Source organism: Mesorhizobium hawassense (assembly GCF_003289945.1).
Taxonomy (GTDB): domain Bacteria; phylum Pseudomonadota; class Alphaproteobacteria; order Rhizobiales; family Rhizobiaceae; genus Mesorhizobium; species Mesorhizobium hawassense.
Genome location: NZ_QMBP01000026.1, coordinates 25,665 through 41,757 on the forward strand (window position 1 = coordinate 25,665; position 16,093 = coordinate 41,757).

Annotated in this window: 13 protein-coding genes and 1 tRNA gene; 3 read left to right on the forward strand and 11 right to left on the reverse strand. The window is 63.4% G+C overall.

The features are described 5' to 3' along the window. Positions 1-98: 98 nt before the first annotated feature. Both DPM33_RS32390 and DPM33_RS32395 read right to left on the reverse strand, forming a co-directional pair. The gene (locus DPM33_RS32390; protein ID WP_112101438.1) at positions 99-287 is read right to left on the reverse strand and encodes a YodC family protein; all 189 of its coding nucleotides are present in this window, start codon (positions 285-287) and stop codon (positions 99-101) included. Positions 288-391: 104 nt separating this feature from the next. Next, a tRNA-Thr gene (locus tag DPM33_RS32395) sits at positions 392-467 on the reverse strand. 340 nt (positions 468-807) lie between these two features. Between DPM33_RS32395 and DPM33_RS32400 the strand changes: the two genes are divergently transcribed. Next, on the forward strand, positions 808-2,004 hold the full coding sequence (locus DPM33_RS32400) for a hypothetical protein (RefSeq protein WP_112101439.1): 1,197 nt from the start codon (positions 808-810) through the stop codon (positions 2,002-2,004). 156 nt (positions 2,005-2,160) lie between these two features. Here DPM33_RS32400 and DPM33_RS32405 read toward each other — a convergent pair whose 3' ends face one another. Both DPM33_RS32405 and DPM33_RS32415 read right to left on the reverse strand, forming a co-directional pair. Beyond that, positions 2,161-3,762, reverse strand: a complete 1,602-nt coding sequence (locus DPM33_RS32405) for a cisplatin damage response ATP-dependent DNA ligase (RefSeq protein WP_112101467.1) — start codon at positions 3,760-3,762, stop codon at positions 2,161-2,163. Positions 3,763-4,003: 241 nt separating this feature from the next. After that, positions 4,004-5,014 (reverse strand): ligase-associated DNA damage response exonuclease, encoded by a 1,011-nt coding sequence (locus DPM33_RS32415; RefSeq protein ID WP_112101440.1) that lies wholly within the window; start codon positions 5,012-5,014, stop codon positions 4,004-4,006. Between the two features lie 108 nt (positions 5,015-5,122). On the opposite strand from DPM33_RS32415, the gene DPM33_RS32420 reads away from it, so the two are divergent. Beyond that, complete coding sequence (locus tag DPM33_RS32420; RefSeq protein ID WP_112101441.1) at positions 5,123-6,067, forward strand: class I SAM-dependent DNA methyltransferase; 945 nt, start codon at positions 5,123-5,125, stop codon at positions 6,065-6,067. Between the two features lie 133 nt (positions 6,068-6,200). After that, positions 6,201-6,587: a hypothetical protein gene (locus DPM33_RS32425; RefSeq protein ID WP_112101468.1), complete on the forward strand. Its 387-nt coding sequence runs from the start codon at positions 6,201-6,203 to the stop codon at positions 6,585-6,587. Here the strand turns inward: DPM33_RS32425 and DPM33_RS32430 are convergent. The 7 genes from DPM33_RS32430 to DPM33_RS32460 all read right to left on the reverse strand — a co-directional run bounded on the left by DPM33_RS32430 (position 6,581) and on the right by DPM33_RS32460 (position 16,078). Beyond that, positions 6,581-7,522 (reverse strand): 2-hydroxyacid dehydrogenase, encoded by a 942-nt coding sequence (locus DPM33_RS32430; RefSeq protein ID WP_112101442.1) that lies wholly within the window; start codon positions 7,520-7,522, stop codon positions 6,581-6,583. The two genes, DPM33_RS32425 and DPM33_RS32430, sit on opposite strands and share 7 nt — an antisense overlap. 89 nt (positions 7,523-7,611) lie before the next feature. After that, the gene (locus DPM33_RS32435) at positions 7,612-9,240 is read right to left on the reverse strand and encodes an ABC transporter ATP-binding protein (RefSeq protein WP_112101443.1); all 1,629 of its coding nucleotides are present in this window, start codon (positions 9,238-9,240) and stop codon (positions 7,612-7,614) included. Further along, positions 9,237-10,376: an ABC transporter permease gene (locus DPM33_RS32440; protein ID WP_112101444.1), complete on the reverse strand. Its 1,140-nt coding sequence runs from the start codon at positions 10,374-10,376 to the stop codon at positions 9,237-9,239. Before DPM33_RS32440 ends, DPM33_RS32435 begins: the two co-directional genes overlap by 4 nt. Further along, positions 10,376-11,470 (reverse strand): microcin C ABC transporter permease YejB, encoded by a 1,095-nt coding sequence (locus DPM33_RS32445; protein WP_112101445.1) that lies wholly within the window; start codon positions 11,468-11,470, stop codon positions 10,376-10,378. The genes DPM33_RS32440 and DPM33_RS32445 overlap by 1 nt, the downstream gene beginning before the upstream one ends. A gap of 30 nt (positions 11,471-11,500) precedes the next feature. Continuing rightward, entirely contained in the window at positions 11,501-13,378 is a 1,878-nt protein-coding gene (locus tag DPM33_RS32450) for an extracellular solute-binding protein (RefSeq protein WP_112101446.1), read from the reverse strand. After that, a complete protein-coding gene (locus DPM33_RS32455) occupies positions 13,378-15,258 on the reverse strand; it encodes an extracellular solute-binding protein (protein ID WP_112101447.1) in 1,881 nt (626 codons plus the stop codon). The genes DPM33_RS32450 and DPM33_RS32455 overlap by 1 nt, the downstream gene beginning before the upstream one ends. 157 nt (positions 15,259-15,415) lie before the next feature. After that, complete coding sequence (locus DPM33_RS32460; RefSeq protein ID WP_112101448.1) at positions 15,416-16,078, reverse strand: c-type cytochrome; 663 nt, start codon at positions 16,076-16,078, stop codon at positions 15,416-15,418. Positions 16,079-16,093: the final 15 nt, after the last annotated feature.

Consider the following 16,093-nt stretch of genomic DNA (forward strand, 5'->3'; position numbering starts at 1 on the left):
AAACGCGACGCGGAGCAAAATCCGTCGGTCGTTCACCGACACAATCGAAAGCCATCTCCGGCGAGGCCGGACGGTGCCGCTTTCGGCAGGCGCAAAACCTATTTCGGTTGATCGATCACCACCAGCTGATCCGGCTTGAAGCCGGCATGCTGGGGGATCCAGACGTCGCCGTCGCGGTTGAACCAGTGGCACAGATACATGCCCGAGGCCGCGCCGTCGCTGACGGTCATTTGCGGGCCTCCGGATTTCAGCCTGACGACGTCTCCGGTCTTGAAACTATTGGGCATTTCGACCTCCCATGCTGAGAAAGGGAGTGTCCCACCAACGGCGATTCCCGACAATAGCCGAGATGCGCCGACGCGTTGTGCAAGGGTGGGAATGCAAGGAAAACTGGTGCCGCTTGCGTGACTCGAACACGCGACCCCATCATTACGAATGATGTGCTCTACCAACTGAGCTAAAGCGGCCCGGGAAGCTTCGCGCCTCCAGAATGGGCTGGGTGATAGACTCAACCGCTCGCTAATTCAAGATGGGCAGCGGCGAATTCCGGCCCCGAGCCTGGCAATTCCCCTATACGGTTACCGCGCAACGGGCGCGGCTAACGGCTATGGCGGGGTGCAAGCCGGCTTGTGGATGGCGGCTTCACGGATGGATTGCCGCGGGGCGTGCGAGGAAAAATGTTGATTCTTCAACAAAAAATGCCGAAATGGCGTTGAAAGCGGCAAGGCTGCCGCTTGCCCGTTGATTGATCGGTCGCCTGCGGCTAACGATCAATGGGCCGGGAGCGGACGCGCAGAGGGAGCTCGCTTGGACGCCATCGAGAAAGCGATCCGCAATGCCTTCGAGAAAGGCAATGCCGAGGACCGGGCGTTCCGCGAGAAGGTCTATCGATCGGCCTTTGCCGCGCTCGACCGCGTCTTGCAGGCCAATCCGAACGTCACCGTCGAGGCAGCCATCAGCCGCCGCAAGGCGGTGCAGGCCAAGATCACCGAGATCGAATCCGAATTCCTGCCGGCCGTTCCCGATGTAACCCTGCCGCCGGAAAACGTCGTGCCGGCCGGCAATGCCGCGGCGGCGCCCGGCGTCGATGCACCGGTCGCGTCGGCCGCGCCCTCGATCGACGCGCCGTTGCCGCCGTCGCAAACCGCGTCCTCGCCGTCGATAACCTTTGACGGCCCGGTGCAGCCCGATGCTTCGGACCAGCCGCGCTCGCGCGTGCTGCCGCGCGTGCCCGACATCATGCCGGACGAGACGGCGCTTCCCGACGCGCCATCGCTTGATGATTCGCCCAGCGCTCCGGTTGGCAACGGCGCTCAGGTCACGCCGGACCGCGACGAGCGGCGGATCAGGGGCAGGCGCCTGCCGCTGACCGCGATCTTCGTCGTCGCGACGCTGCTCGCGGCCGCCGGCATCGGCCTCTATTTCGCCAAGCAGACCGGGGTCTTCAAGACGGCGGCCGAGCTCAACACCGGCCCGCCCGAGCCGACACCGACGCTGGACGACGAGGATTCCTCGCAACCCGCCGAGCCCGGCTCGCCGCAGAAGCCCGGCCAGGCGGACCAGTCGAAGAACTGGATCAACGTCTTTTCGCCCGCCGATCCGACCCATGTCAGCACGCCTTCCGACGCCAATGCCGAGGTGATGAAGGACGACACCGGCCAGTTCCTGCGCATCCGCTCCGGCGCGTCGGGCTCGGCCATCGCCTTCGACGTCGGCCAGGGCGTTCTGGAGAAGCTCTCCGGCAAGCACGCCATGTTCGACATCGTTGCCCGCTCGGAAGAGGGCGAGGAGACGCAGATCTCGATCGACTGCAATTTCGGCGATCTCGGCGATTGCGGCCGCAAGCGCTACGCGGTCGGCCACGAGCGCAACGAATATCTGTTCGACGTGCAATTCCCCAACAAGCACCCGGGCGCCGCCGGCACCATCGCCGTCAACTCAGACTTCGACCAGAAGGGCAAGTCGGTCGACATCTACGAGATCCGCGTTTCGATCGCGGAGTGATCGCGTACCTGTCGACGCCGGCGCGGCACCCCACCCGGCGCTTCGCGCCGACCTCCCCATCGAGGGGAGGTAGGGAGTTGGCGCTACGCTTTACCTCCCCTTGATAGGGAGGTCGCGCCGCAGGTACGGGTGGGGTGAAGGCGCCGGCGTTGGCCGTTATCGATCCAGCAGCGCCTGCAGCGTCTCGATACGATCGGCCTCGGCGGCGGGCTTGTCCCAGCGCAGTCGCGAGATGCGCGGAAAGCGCATCGCGACCCCTGATTTGTGGCGCGTCGAGCGGTTAAGGCCTTCGAAGGCCACCTCCAGCACAAGGCCGTTCCGGCGGTCGGCGCGCACCGAACGCACCGGCCCGAAACGCTCGATCGTGTTGTCGCGCACATATTTGTCGATCTCTCTCAGCTCCTCGTCGGTGAAGCCGAAATAGGCCTTGCCGACCGGCACCAGTTCTTCCGCGCCCTCCGGTCCCGCCCAGACGCCGAACGTGTAGTCGGAGTAGAAGCTCGAGCGCTTCCCGTGGCCGCGCTGCGCATACATCAGCACCGTGTCGACCGTGTGCGGATCGCGCTTCCACTTGAACCATGGCCCCTTCGGCCGCCCTGCGAGATAGGGTGAATCCCAGCGCTTCAGCATCACCCCTTCGATGATCGGATGTGGCGGCGCCTGACGCAGCCGCTCCAGCGTCTGCCAATCGGCGAACGCGACCAGCGGCGAGAGATCGAAGCGGCTGGGGTCCAGTGTCTCGACGAAGGCTTCGAGATGCTTGCGGCGTTCGGCGAAGGGCAGCGGGCGCAAATCCTCGCCATCGATCTGCAGCGCGTCGTAGCAGCGCATGAAGGCCGGATATTGCTGCTGGATTTTTGGCGAGACGCTCTTGCGGTTCAGCCGCTGCTGCAGGTCGGAGAAGGTTCCGGTCGCCTCGCGCGGATCGCCGATTAGCAGCTCGCCGTCGAGCGCCGCTTCGAAATTCATCGCCGCGGCAAGGTCCGGGAAGGCGCCGGACACGTCGTCGCCGGTGCGCGAATAGAGCCGGCGGACGCCGCCTTCGCACGCCGCCTGCACGCGGATGCCGTCCCATTTCCATTCCGCCGCATAGTCGGCCGGTTCGAGTTTTTCGAGGTCGCCGCCGTCGACGGCGTTGGAGAGCATCACCGGCCGGAACAGCGCGAGCGCTGCGCTCCTCGGCTTTTCCGCCCGGCCTTCCAGCCAGGCGAACAGCTCGGTGTAGGGCGGCGCCAGCCCGTGCCAGAGCTCCTCGATCTCGGCGACGTCCACCTTGCCGAGATCGGCCAGCGCCTGCTTGGCGAGCCGCGCCGACACGCCGATGCGCAAGCCGCCGGTCACCAGCTTGATGATGGCGAAGCGCGCCGAAATGCTGGCGTCGTCGAGCAGCCGCGCCAGCACCTTCGGCCCGTCGGAGCGGCTCGCGGCCTGCAATTTGCCGACCACCTCGGCCAGCGTCGGCACATGGTTTGGGATGTGTCCCTGTGGCTGCGGCCAGACCAGCGACACGGTTTCGGCGAGGTCACCGACATAGTCGTAGGAATAGCCGAACAGCACCGGGTCCATGCGCTCGACCACCAGCGCGCGCAGCATCGCCGGCTTCACCGCCGCGATCATCAGGTCCCCGGTGATCGCCGCCAGCGCCAGCCCGCGATCGGGGTCCTCGACGCTGTGGAAATAGTCGGTCAGCAAGGTGAGCTTGCCGTTGCGCGACGGCGTGAGCACGAGGCGGTCGAGGAGCTCGGCGAAGCGGTTCATGGCGTGGGCCAAGCCAGCGATGAACGGTTGCATTCCGTCGCGCCCCCCTCTGTCCTGCCGGACATCTCCCCCACGAGGGGGGAGATTGGCAGTTTCGGCGCCGGCTCATCTCCTGCTAGGTCGGAGATTGGCGAAAGTCGGCGTGACGTCTGATCTCCCCCCAAGTGGGGGAGATGGCCGGCAGGCCAGAGGGGGGCGTCGTGGAGCGCGGCGTTAGTAATTGTCGAAGCCACCTCCGTCATCAATCGCCCTCGTCCTCGTACCCCACCAGATGCAGCGGCCGTGCTGCGATGCCCTCCAGCTCGCACCAGCGGACCAGCGCTTCCTCGCGGCCATGCGTGACCCAGATTTCCGCAGCACCCGTCTCCTTGATCGTGACGATCAGCTCGTCCCAGTCGGCATGGTCCGAAATGATCAGCGGCAGCTCGACGCCGCCCTGCTTGGCGCGCTGGCGGATGCGCATCCAGCCCGACGCGAAGCAGGAGATCGGATCGGGAAAGCGCCGCGCCCAGCGATCGGCGAAGGCCGAGGGCGGTCCGACCACGATCGCGCCGGCGAAATCGGCCTTGGCTCCGCTCTCCACCGTCCCCGGCTCGAGCCTGCCGAGCTCGATGCCTTGGCTCTGATAGTATTCGCTGAGCTTCGCCAGCGCGCCGTGGATATAGATCGGCCTGTCATAGCCGGCATCGCGCAGCAGCCGCATCACGCGCTGCGCCTTGCCGAGCGCATAGGCGCCGATCAGATGTGAGCGTTCGGGAAACTGCGCCGCCGATTTCAGCACCCGCGCGATCTCTTCATGGTCCGGCGGATGCCGGAACACCGGCAGGCCGAAGGTCGCTTCGGTGATGAACACATCGCAGCGGATGGGCTCGAACGGCAGGCAGGTGGCGTCCTTCTGGCGCTTGTAATCGCCGGAGGCGACGATGCGCATGCCTTTGTGTTCGACGCAGATCTGCGCCGAGCCCAGCACATGCCCGGCCGGATGGAAGGTGACGGCGACACCATTGATGTCGACCGTTTCTCCAAGCGTCGCGGCCTGCGTCGTCCCGGCGAAATCCTCGCCATAGCGCAGCCCCATGATGTCGAGCGTCTCTTGCGTCGCCAGCACCGAGCTATGGCCGGAACGCGCATGGTCGGAATGGCCGTGCGTGATCAGCGCCCGCTCCACCGGCCGCACCGGATCGATGAAGAAATCGCCGGGTGGGCAATAAAGGCCTTCCGGCCGGGATTTGAGCAGGTCGCTGGCGCGCATTCCCCGAAGATAGTGGTTAAATTCAGCGCGGGAAGCCCGTTGCAAGAGACTGCTGACTCATCTTAAAGCCGGCCGCCGACTCCGTTTTGCCGGCAGGATCCTTCACGCATGAAACCGCTCCAGGCCTCGTCGGGCGATTTGAATGCCGACCGTCGCGCCGATTTCGCCGAGATGCTGCTTGCCTCGGGCGAGCCCGCGCAGGCGGCGGAGCTTCTGCTCGGCGCGCTGGAGCTGGCGCCGCAATGGGCCGCCGGCTGGTTTCGCCTAGGCGAGATGCAGGAAACAGCCGGCCTGCTGGACCAGGCCGCACGAGCCTGGGCCATGGCGCTGGAGCTGGAGCCCGCGGACCGCCTCGGCGCCGTGCTGAAGCTTCAGCTCATCGGCCGCGCTCCGGCCGCCGCTGCGCCGCCCAGCGCCTTCGTCGAGACCTTGTTCGACCACTATGCCGACAGTTTCGAGGAATCGCTGGTCGAAAAGCTCGGCTACGGCCTGCCGGATTTCCTCAAGCACGCCATTCGCAAGGCAAGGCCCGGCCGGTTCCGGCTAGCCCTCGACCTCGGTTGCGGCACCGGTCTGATGGGCGAGAAGCTGCGTCCCTTCGTCGATCGGCTGGAGGGCTACGACATTTCGGCCGCCATGCTGAGGAAGGCGAAAGCCAAAGGCATCTACGACTTGCTGGCCAAGGCCGACCTTCAGCATTTCCCCCACATCGGCGACCGGGCCGACCTGGTGGTCGCGGCAGACGTGTTCATCTATGTCGGGGCGCTCGAGCGGATCGTCGGCGCGGTGGCGGGCATGCTCGCCGGGTACGGCCTGTTCGCGTTCTCGGTCGAGACGCTTGCCGGCGGTGGTGATTTCGCCCTGCGGCCGTCGCGGCGCTACGCTCATTCCGAGGCCTATGCGCGGCGCGTGCTTGCCGCCAACGGGCTCGCGGTCCTGTCGCTGGAAAGCACGATTATCCGGCACGACCGGCGCGATCCCGTCGAGGGCCTTGCCATCGTGGCTGGCTTCCCGGCTGCAGCTGCCTGGGAGAAGAATTCGGCAACTGCATGAGCCCGTGCTTGCTGCGAAAAAGCCTGAATGGCATGGTCGGGTTGGCGCGGGCGGACATCGTGTCCTTGTTTTGCGCAATTCCGGACGGAAAACCGCTATGCACTTTTTCTGGAATTGCCCCAAGGAGAAATCCATGCGCTGGACCATGGTTGCGTTGGCGTCCTGCCTGTCGGTCGCCGGATGTGTCGGCGGCACGTCGATGGCCGAGCGTCAGGACGAGGATGTCCAATCCTCACTGCAATATGACGATCTGCCTTGCGATCAATTGCTGGCGCAGCGCAATCAGCTGGCGCAGCAGAACAATCTGCCCGTCACGGCCAAGCCTGGCTTCTCCAATCCGGCGATGGGCTTCGGCCCGTTCATGCCCGACACGCGCTCCAAGGCACAGCGCGCCAACAACAAGGCGAGCGGCGAGATCGACGCCATGAACCGCTCGATCGAGCGCCGCGATTGCGGCAAGCCGAAGAAGAAGGAGAGTTTCGGGCTGCCTGCTTCGAAACCGGCTTCGCCGCCTCAATAGCCCGCTTCGCGGTCGACCAGGTTTTCGAGCTTTTCGCCGCGCTCGAAGGCGGCCATCTGGCGCAGCATGATCGGTACCAGATGGGCCGGGTCCGACGTCGCCGCGGCATGCGGCGTGACGAACACTTTCGGATGGCCCCACAGAGGGCTGGTCTTCGGCAGCGGCTCGACCTCGAACACGTCGAGGCTCGCTTCCTTCAGCGTGCCGTCTTCCAGCGCGCGCAATATGTCGGCGTCCTTCTGCAGGCGTCCGCGGCCGGCATTGATCAGCACCGAACCGCCGAGGCCGTTGCGCCGGCGCAGCTCTTTGAGCAGGCCGTAATTGACGATGCCCTGGGTTTGCGGCGTCAGCGGCAAAAGCACGACCAGGATGTCGGTGGCGTTGAGGAACGGGATCAGCCCTGCCTCGCCGGAATAGGTCGAAACGCCCTTCATCGGCCGCTCGCTGCGTGACCAGCCATTGACGGCAAAGCCGAGCGACAACAGCGCCGAGGCCGCGGCGCGGCCAAGACTGCCAAGCCCCATGATGCCGACGGAGATGTCGCCGGCCACCCGTTGCGGCGGCTCGTGCCATATCTTTTTTTGCTGCTGACCCCGGTAGAGCATGGCCTGGCGATGGTGGTCGAGCACCCGCCAGACGACATATTCGACCATGTGCTGGGTGAGATTGTCGGCGACGATCTTGACGATCGGCACGTCGGGCAGGCCGGGATCGGCAAAGACGTGATCGACGCCGGCGCCGATCGAAAAGATGACACGCAGATTGGGCAGCGACTTGAGAAGATTGGGCTTCTGCTTCCACACCACCGCATAGGTGATCGATGGATCGCTCGCACCATTCGGCTCCAGCACGACCTCGCGCTCGGCCGAGAGCAGGTCATGCCAGCGCTGTGGGTGGATGCCGGTGAGGGCAAGCAGGATTTTGCCTTTTTCCATTCGCGGATTCTTCTTCCTTGTCTTGTCGGTGTCGAAGCAATTCCGGAAAGTGTAGCGGTTTCCCGTCGGGAATTGCGCGAAATAGATAACTATTCGCTGACCACGCCGGTCGGCGCCGTCTCGATCTTGAAAGCTGCCGCCATCAGCGCCCGCGTATAGTCGGTTTGCGGGCTGCTGAAAATCTGTTCGGACGGTCCGGCTTCCATGATCTGGCCGTTGCGCATGACGATGACGTCATTGGCAAGGGCGCGGACGACTTTCAAGTCATGGCTGATAAAGAGATAGGCGAGATTGTGCTTGGCCTGCAGGTTGCGCAAGAGGTCGACCACCTGCGCCTGCACGCTCATGTCGAGAGCCGAGGTCGGCTCGTCGAGCATGACGAAGCGCGGGTTGAGCACCATGGCGCGCGCGATGGCGACGCGCTGGCGCTGGCCGCCGGAAAACTCGTGCGGATAGCGGTGGCGCGTCTCGGGATCGAGGCCCACCTCCCTGAGCGCCTCGACCACCTTGTCGTCGCGTTCGTCGGGCGAGAGTTTCGGCGCGTGGACCTTCAGCCCTTCCTCGATGATCTCGGAGACCGACAGGCGCGGGCTGAGCGACCCGAACGGATCCTGGAAGACGATCTGCAATTCGCGCCGCAGCGGCCGCATGGCACTGAAGGAGAGCAGGTTGATGTCGCGGCCGTTGAAATTGATCGTCCCGGTCGAGGAGATCATCCGGGCAAGCGCCAGCCCCAGCGTCGTCTTGCCTGAGCCGGATTCGCCGACGACGCCGAGCGTCTGGCCGGCGCGCACGGTGACGTCGATGCCGTCCACCGCCTTCACATGGTCGACTGTCTTGCGGAAGAAACCCTTCTTGATCGGGAACCAGACCTTGATGTCCTTGCCCGTCATGACCGCCTTGGCGCCGGGGTCGGCTGCAGGCGGCTTGCCCTTCGGCTCGGCCGCAAGCAGATGCTTCGTGTAGGCATGCTGCGGATTGGCGAAGATTTCCCTGGTCGGGCCGCTCTCGACGATCTTGCCCTTCGTCATGACGCAGACGCGGTCGGCGATCTTCCTGACGATGCCGAGGTCGTGGGTGATGAACAGCATCGACATGCCCTTGCGGCTCTTCAACCCCGCGAGCAGTTGGAGGATCTGCGCCTGAACGGTGACGTCGAGCGCCGTCGTCGGCTCGTCGGCGATCAAAAGCTCCGGCTCGTTGGCTAAAGCCATGGCGATCATGACGCGCTGGCGCTGTCCGCCGGAGAGCTGATGCGGGTAGGCGTCGAGGCGTTTTTCCGGCTCGCGGATGCCGACCTCGTCGAGCAGTTCCAGCGTGCGCGCGCGGGCCGGTGCGTCGCGCAGGCCCCGATGCAGTTGCAGCACCTCGACGATCTGCTGCTCGATCGTGTGCAGCGGGTTGAGCGAGGTCATCGGCTCCTGGAAGATCATGGTGATCTTGTTGCCGCGCACGCCGCGCAACGCCTTCTCGTCCATGGCGAGCAGGTCTGCGCCGCTGAAGAGAATCTTGCCAGACGGATGGCTGGCGGCGGGATAGGGCAGAAGCTTCAGCACCGACAAGGCAGACACCGATTTGCCCGAACCGGATTCGCCAACCAACGCCAGCGTCTCGCCTTTGGCGATGTCGAAGGAGACGTGGTCGACGGCAATCGACTGCTTGCCGCCTTGCGCGAAGGCGACGCTCAAATCGCGGACGGACAGCAGCGGCTCGCTCATTTGAACGTCTTGCGCGGATCGAAGGCGTCGCGCGTCGCCTCGCCGATGAAGACCAGCAGCGACAGCATCAGCGAAATCACGATGAAACCGGAAATGCCGAGCCACGGCGCATTGAGGTTGCGTTGCGCCTGTTTCAGCAATTCGCCGAGCGAAGCCGAGCCCGGAGGCAGCCCGAAGCCGAGATAATCGAGCGACGTCAGCGTCGAGATCGAGCCCGACAGCAGGAAGGGCAGGAAGGTCAGCGTCGCCACCATGGCGTTCGGCAACAGGTGACGGAACATGATGGTCAGGTTGGGCACGCCGAGAGCGCGGGCCGCGTTGACATATTCGAAATTGCGGGCGCGCAGGAATTCGGCCCGCACCACGCCGACCAATGCCACCCATGAAAACAACAACATCAAGCCGAGCAGGATGAAGAAACCCGGTGGGAGGATCGCGGCGACGATGAGCAGCAGATAGAGCACCGGAATCGCCGACCAGATCTCGATGAAACGCTGGAAGAGGAGGTCGGTCCAACCGCCGAAATAGCCTTGCACCGCGCCGGCCGCGACGCCGATCAGCGATGAACCAAGCGTCAGGATCAGGCCGAACAGGACCGAGATACGGAAGCCGTAGATCACGCGCGCCAGGACATCGCGGGCCTGGTCGTCTGTGCCCAGCCAGTTCCAGTTGCCGACGATGCAACCGGCGTCTGCCTCGCCTTGCGGATATTGGTTGCAGCGCGTCTTCCTGTCGTAAAGCCAGGACGGTTTTGCCGGCGCCGGTTCCGGGATAGCGTTGTTGACGGTCTGATAGGAGTATCGAACCGGCGGCCAGATCATCCACCCATTGGAGACGATCTCGTCCTGGATCACCGGATCACGATAATCGGTGACGGCATAGAAGCCGCCGAATTTCTCTTCCGGATAGGCGACCAGAACCGGAAACAGGATCTCGCCCTTGTATGACGCGATGATCGGCTTGTCGTTGGCGATCAGCTCGGAAAACAGCGACAGCACGAACAGGAGCAGAAAGATCCAGAGCGACCAGTTGCCGCGCCGGTTGGCCTTGAAATTCTGCAGCCGTCTCTGATTGAGCGGCGACAGCCATGGCTTGCGGGGGCGCGCCGGCACGCTTTCGATCGCGGCATCGGCCATCAGATGTCTCTTCGCTCGAAGTCGATGCGCGGATCGACCCAGGTGTAGATCAGGTCGGACAGCAGGCCGACGAACAGCCCGAGCAGCGAGAAGATGTAGAGGGTGGCGAACACCACCGGATAGTCGCGGTCGATCACCGATTTGAAGCCGAGCAGGCCGAGGCCGTCGAGCGAGAAGATGTTCTCGATCAGCAGCGAGCCGGTGAAGAAGGCCGAGATGAAGGCGCCGGGAAAGCCGGCAATGACGATCAACATCGCGTTGCGGAAGACGTGGCCGTAGAGCACCTTGTGTTCCGACAGGCCCTTGGCGCGCGCCGTCACCACATATTGCTTGCGGATCTCTTCGAGGAAGGAGTTCTTGGTGAGCAAGGTGGTCGTCGCGAAAGCGGACAAGACAAGTGCCGTCAGCGGCAGCGTCATGTGCCAGAAATAGTCGGCGATCTTGCCCGGCCACGCCAACTGATCCCAATTGTCCGAAACAATGCCGCGCAGCGGAAACCAGTCCCAGAACGAACCGCCGGCGAAGAGCACCATAAGCATGATGCCGAACAGGAAGCCGGGAATGGCATAGCCGACGATGACCACGCCACTGGTCCACACATCGAAGGTCGAGCCATCCTTCACCGCCTTGCGGATGCCGAGCGGGATAGAGATCAGGTAGGATAAAAGCGTGATCCACAGGCCGATGGAGATGGAGACGGGCATCTTCTCCAGGATCAGGTTCAGCACCGAGATGTCGCGGAAATAGCTGTCGCCGAAATCGAAACGGCTGTAGTTCCACAGCATCATGCCGAAGCGCTCGAGCGGCGGCTTGTCGAAGCCGAACTGCTTTTCCAGCTTCTTGATGAATTCGGGATCGAGCCCTTGCGCGCCGCGATATTTCGAGCCGACGTCGCCGGCGGCATCGAAATTGCCACCCTGGACATCCCCGCCGCCGCCGCCGAGCCGGTCATTGCCGCCCTGATTGGTCAGCCGGGCGATCACCTGCTCGACCGGGCCGCCCGGCGCGAACTGAATGACCGCGAAGGAAATCGCCATGATGCCGAACAGCGTCGGGATCATCAGAAGGATACGTCGCAGAATATAGGCGCCCATCAGGCAGCCAGTCCCGCGCGAACATTCATGTCAGGCTTTGCCAATCTTTGCCGCCTTGCCCTTGTCGAACCACCAGGCCGTTTCGACCGGAAAGCCGAAATCGGGTTTCTGCTCCGGAAAACCGAACATATCCCAATACGCGACACGGTGATTCGCGAGATACCAACTTGGAATCCAGTCTAGCCGCGCGCGCAAGACCCGATCGAGCGCTCTGAGCGCCGTAACGAGTTCGGCCCGACTTTTGGCTTTGCCGGCCGCGACGATCAGCGCGTCGATCGCGGGGCTTTCCGTGCCAGGATAGTTACGCTGCCCAGGGACCTTTGCCATGCGGGAATCGTAGAGTATTTCCAGGCCGTCGGCAGTGGGTGTCGCCCCGATCGACCAATGGAGCATGTTGAGATCGAAATCGAAATTGCTCTGCCGCTGTTCGTATTGTGTCGAATCGACCTGCCGGATCGAGGCGTCGATTCCGATGGCCTTCATATTCTCGGCCCATGGCGTGAAAATGCGGATGATGCTGTCATCCTCGGCCAGCATCTCCACCTGCAGCCGCTCGCCCTTTTCGTTGACGACGAAGTTGCCCACTCGCTTCCAGCCGGCTTCGGCCAGCAGTTTCGACGCCGCGCCCAGCATCTTGCGGTCGTGGCCCGAACCGTCGGAGGCGGGCTGCATGACGGGCTCGCCGAAAGTCTCCGGCGGCAATTCTTCCCGAAAGGGCTCGAGCAAGGCCAGTTCCTGGGGTGATGGCAGTCCTTCAGCCTTGTAATCCGACCGTTCGAAGTTCGATTGCGAGCGTTCGTAGGAGCCGAAGAACAAGGCGCGTCTGATCCATTCGAAATCGAAGCAGTTGGCGATCGCTCGCCTCACGCGCGCGTCGCGGAATTGCGGGCGACGCTGGTTGAGCGCGAAGGCCTGCATGTCCGGCGACTTCTCGCCGGAAAACTCCCGTTTGACGACCTTGCCGTCCTTCAACGCTGGGAAATCATAACCGGTCGCCCAAACCCGCGAGGTGAATTCCTCGCGGAAATGCGTGTCGCCTTTCTTGAACGCTTCGAACGCCGCCTGGCGGTCGAGATAGAAGTCGATCCGAATGCGGTCGAAATTGTTGAGGCCGCGGTTTACTGCAAGATCGCGGCCCCAATAATCTGCGACGCGTTCGTACTCGACGGTCTGTCCGGCCACGACGCGTCCTACCTTGTATGCTCCAGAGCCGAGAGGCGGCGTCATTGTCGAGGCGTCGAAGGCATTGGCCGTATAGTAGGCCTTGGATACGATCGGCATCGCCACGACCGAAAGAATGTTCTGCGCGGATTGTTCGCCGTTGAAGGCGAGTTTGAGCGTGACGGCATCGATAGCGACCGCCTCCGTCATATAGCGCAATGGGTTGGACAGGTTTGGGTGGCCCTGCTCTTTGTACAGCTTCAATGCGAAGGCGACGTCGTCGGCGGTCACAGGCGTGCCGTCGTGAAAGCGCGCCTGCGGCCGCAAGGTGAAGCGGAAGCCGTTACGGTCCGGCGACAAGGTAACGGACTCGGCAAGCAAGCCATAGACTGCGTCTGGCTCATCCAGTGCGCTCGTCATCAGCGAATCGAAACAGAGTTCAGTACGCGGCGGCGATTCGCCTTTCAACACCAGGGAATTCAGCGTGTTGAAAGTCAGGAAGCTCTGGTTCAACGTCGCGTTCGGCGGCGCGAAATTCATCTGGCCGCCCTTGGGCGCGTCGACGTTGACATAGTCGAAATGGGTGAAGTCGGCCTTGTATTTCAGGTCGCCGAAGGCCGACAGGCCATGCAGTTTGACGCCGGTCGGGGTGCCGGCAAAGGCCCGGCCCGGCAGCAATGCGGCGGCAGTGGCTGCGGCGCCGAGCGCCAGGAAATTGCGGCGATGAAGCAAAGCCTGCCGCCGCATCAATTGAGACCCTTATACTTGGCTGCGAGCGCCTTTTCCTTCGCCGTGTCGATCCACCAGGAATCGATATCGGCGCCGCGGTAGGCGGGCTGCTTTTCCGGCACGCCGAACTTGTTCCAATAAGCGAGCCACACCACCGCACGGTAGTATTGCGGAACGACGTAGTAACTCCACAGAAGCACCCGATCGAGCGCATGGGTGGCCGCGACCAGATCGTCGCGATCGGTGGCGAAAATGATGCGGTCGACCAATGCGTCGACAACGGGATCCTTGATGCCGGAATAGTTGCGCGACCCGGGCGCGTCGGCTGCCTTCGAGCTCCAGAAATCACGCTGTTCGTTGCCCGGCGATTCCGACTGCTGCAGCAGGTTGGTGATGACGTCGTAGTCGAAATTGTTGACGCGGTTGACGTATTGGCTGGGGTCGATGATGCGCAGCGTCGCATCGACGCCGATCTTGCGCAGATTGGCGATGTAGTTGCCGGAGAGGATCTGATCCGTGTCGGAGGTGCCGAGGATCTCGAATTTGAACGGCGCGCCGGTCTTGGCGTTCACCATCTTGCCGCCCTTGATCACCCAGCCGGCTTGGGCGAATAGGTCCACCGCCTGTTTCAGATACTTGCGTTCCGCCTGCGGCGAGTCATAGACCGGCAGCTTGAATTCCTGGGTGAACAATTCAGGCGGCAGCTTGTCGCGGTACTTCTCCAGGATTTCGAGTTCCTTGCCTTGCGGCAGGCCGCTCGACGCCAGTTCGGTTCCTTGGAAATAGCTGTGGGTGCGGGTGTTGAAGCCGAAGAACAACGTGCGGTTCATCGTCTCGAAATCATAAGGGTAGGTCAGCGCCTCACGCACCCGGCGATCCTGGAACAGCGGCCGGCGCTGGTTGAGCATGAAAGCCTGCATCGGCTCTGGCGAGGTGGTCTTGAATTCCTTTTTGATCACGTCGCCGGCGCTGATGGCCGGAAAGTTGTAAGCTGTCGCCCAGCGCCTCGAACTGTTCTCCGGCTTGATGTCGTCGAGCCCGCCCTTGGTGAAGGCCTGCCAGGCGGCGTTGTCGTCAAGGATGTAGGTAAAGCGCTGGGTGTCGAAATTCTCACGGCCGATCTTCACCGGCAGCTTGGCGCCCCAATAGTCGGGCACGCGCTGCCAGACGATCTCCGAGCCGGGCTTGAAGCTGGCGATCTTGTAGGCGGCGGAGCCCAGCGGCGGCTCCAGCGTCGGCCTGGTGATGTCGCGCTTCTTGCCGCTGGCATCGGTGCCTTCCCACCAGTGCTTCGGCAAAACGACGAGATCGCCGAGGATCTTGGGCAGCTCACGGTTGCCCTTCTGGTTGAAATGGAACTCGACTTCGCGATCGGAGATGGCGACAGCCTCGGTGACGTTCTCGAAATAGCGGCTGTATTGCGGGCTGTTGGCCTTGAGGACCTGGAAGGACCAGATCACGTCCTCGGCGGTGATCGGCTGGCCGTCATGCCATTTTGCCCGCGGATCGAGCCGGTAGGTCGCCGAGGAATAGTCGGACGGATATTTGTAGGCATCGGCGACCAGCGGGTGGCTGACGCTGCCCTCATCGGTCGCCTGATCCATCAGCGTGTCGTAGAGCAGCCCGCCGCCGAACCCGGCCAGCCCCGCGGCCGGCGATCCCGCCACGATATAGGGGTTGAAGCTGTCGAAAGTGCCGACAACGACGGAGTTGTACGTCCCACCCTTCGGCGCGTCCGGATTGACGTAGTCATAGCGCTGGAAATTCTCGCCGTATTTTGAAGGCCCGACCAGCGAAGACGTCGTGTGCCACTCATCGGCGAAGCTGGCCTGCAGGCTGGCGGCGAAGGCGAACGCCAGCGCCGATGCGAAAAGCGTGCGGAAGCGGCCAACCCTCATGCGTTCTCCTCGTGGCGAACTTTACTCACCGCCAATCTAGATCATTTGACGCCGGTGAAAACCGCAAGGGCCGCCTTTGTCGCGGTCCATGCAGCTTTCCTAACAGAAAAGCCGGGACGAACCCGGCTTTTCCAAGGAAGTCTTTATGACAAATTGTTTATTGAGCGGGGGCAGCCGGCTTGGCCGGTGCGGCACCTGCGGCCGGCTTGGTGGCGCCTTCGGCCGGCTTGGCGGCTTCGGCAGGCTTCGCCGAGGCATCGGCGGCGGCACCTGGCGTCGGCAGCGGCTTCGGATTATCCGACAGCGTGCGCAGATAGGCGATCACGTTGGCGCGGTCTTCTTCCTTCGGCAGGCCGGCAAAGCCCATCGCCGTGCCCTTCACGTCCTTCTTCGGCGACGTGATGAAGTGGTTGATGTTCTCATAGGTCCACTTCTCGGTGCCGCCCTTGGAATATTCCTTCATGCCGGCCGAATAGGCGAAGCCCTCATGCGAGGCGACGGGGCGGTCGACGATGTCCCAGAGATCCGGGCCGACCTTGTTAGGACCACCCTTTTCACCGGAATGGCAGGCCTGGCACTTCTTGAAGATGGCCGCGCCGGCATCGGCGCTGGCGGTGGCGAGCAGGTCGGCGATCGGCTTTTCCGCCGCGGCAGGCGCGGCGCCGCCGCCTTCGGCCGGCTCCTGGGCTTCGATGGCGAAGCCGGGCTTTTCGGGGGCGGGCGAGGCAAACAGCGCGTCCGACACGAGGCCTATCGAAAACACGATGAAGCAGGTTCCCAGAAATCCGCCGAGCAGCTTGTTGACTTCGTTGGAATCCATACGCCCCTTGCTCCC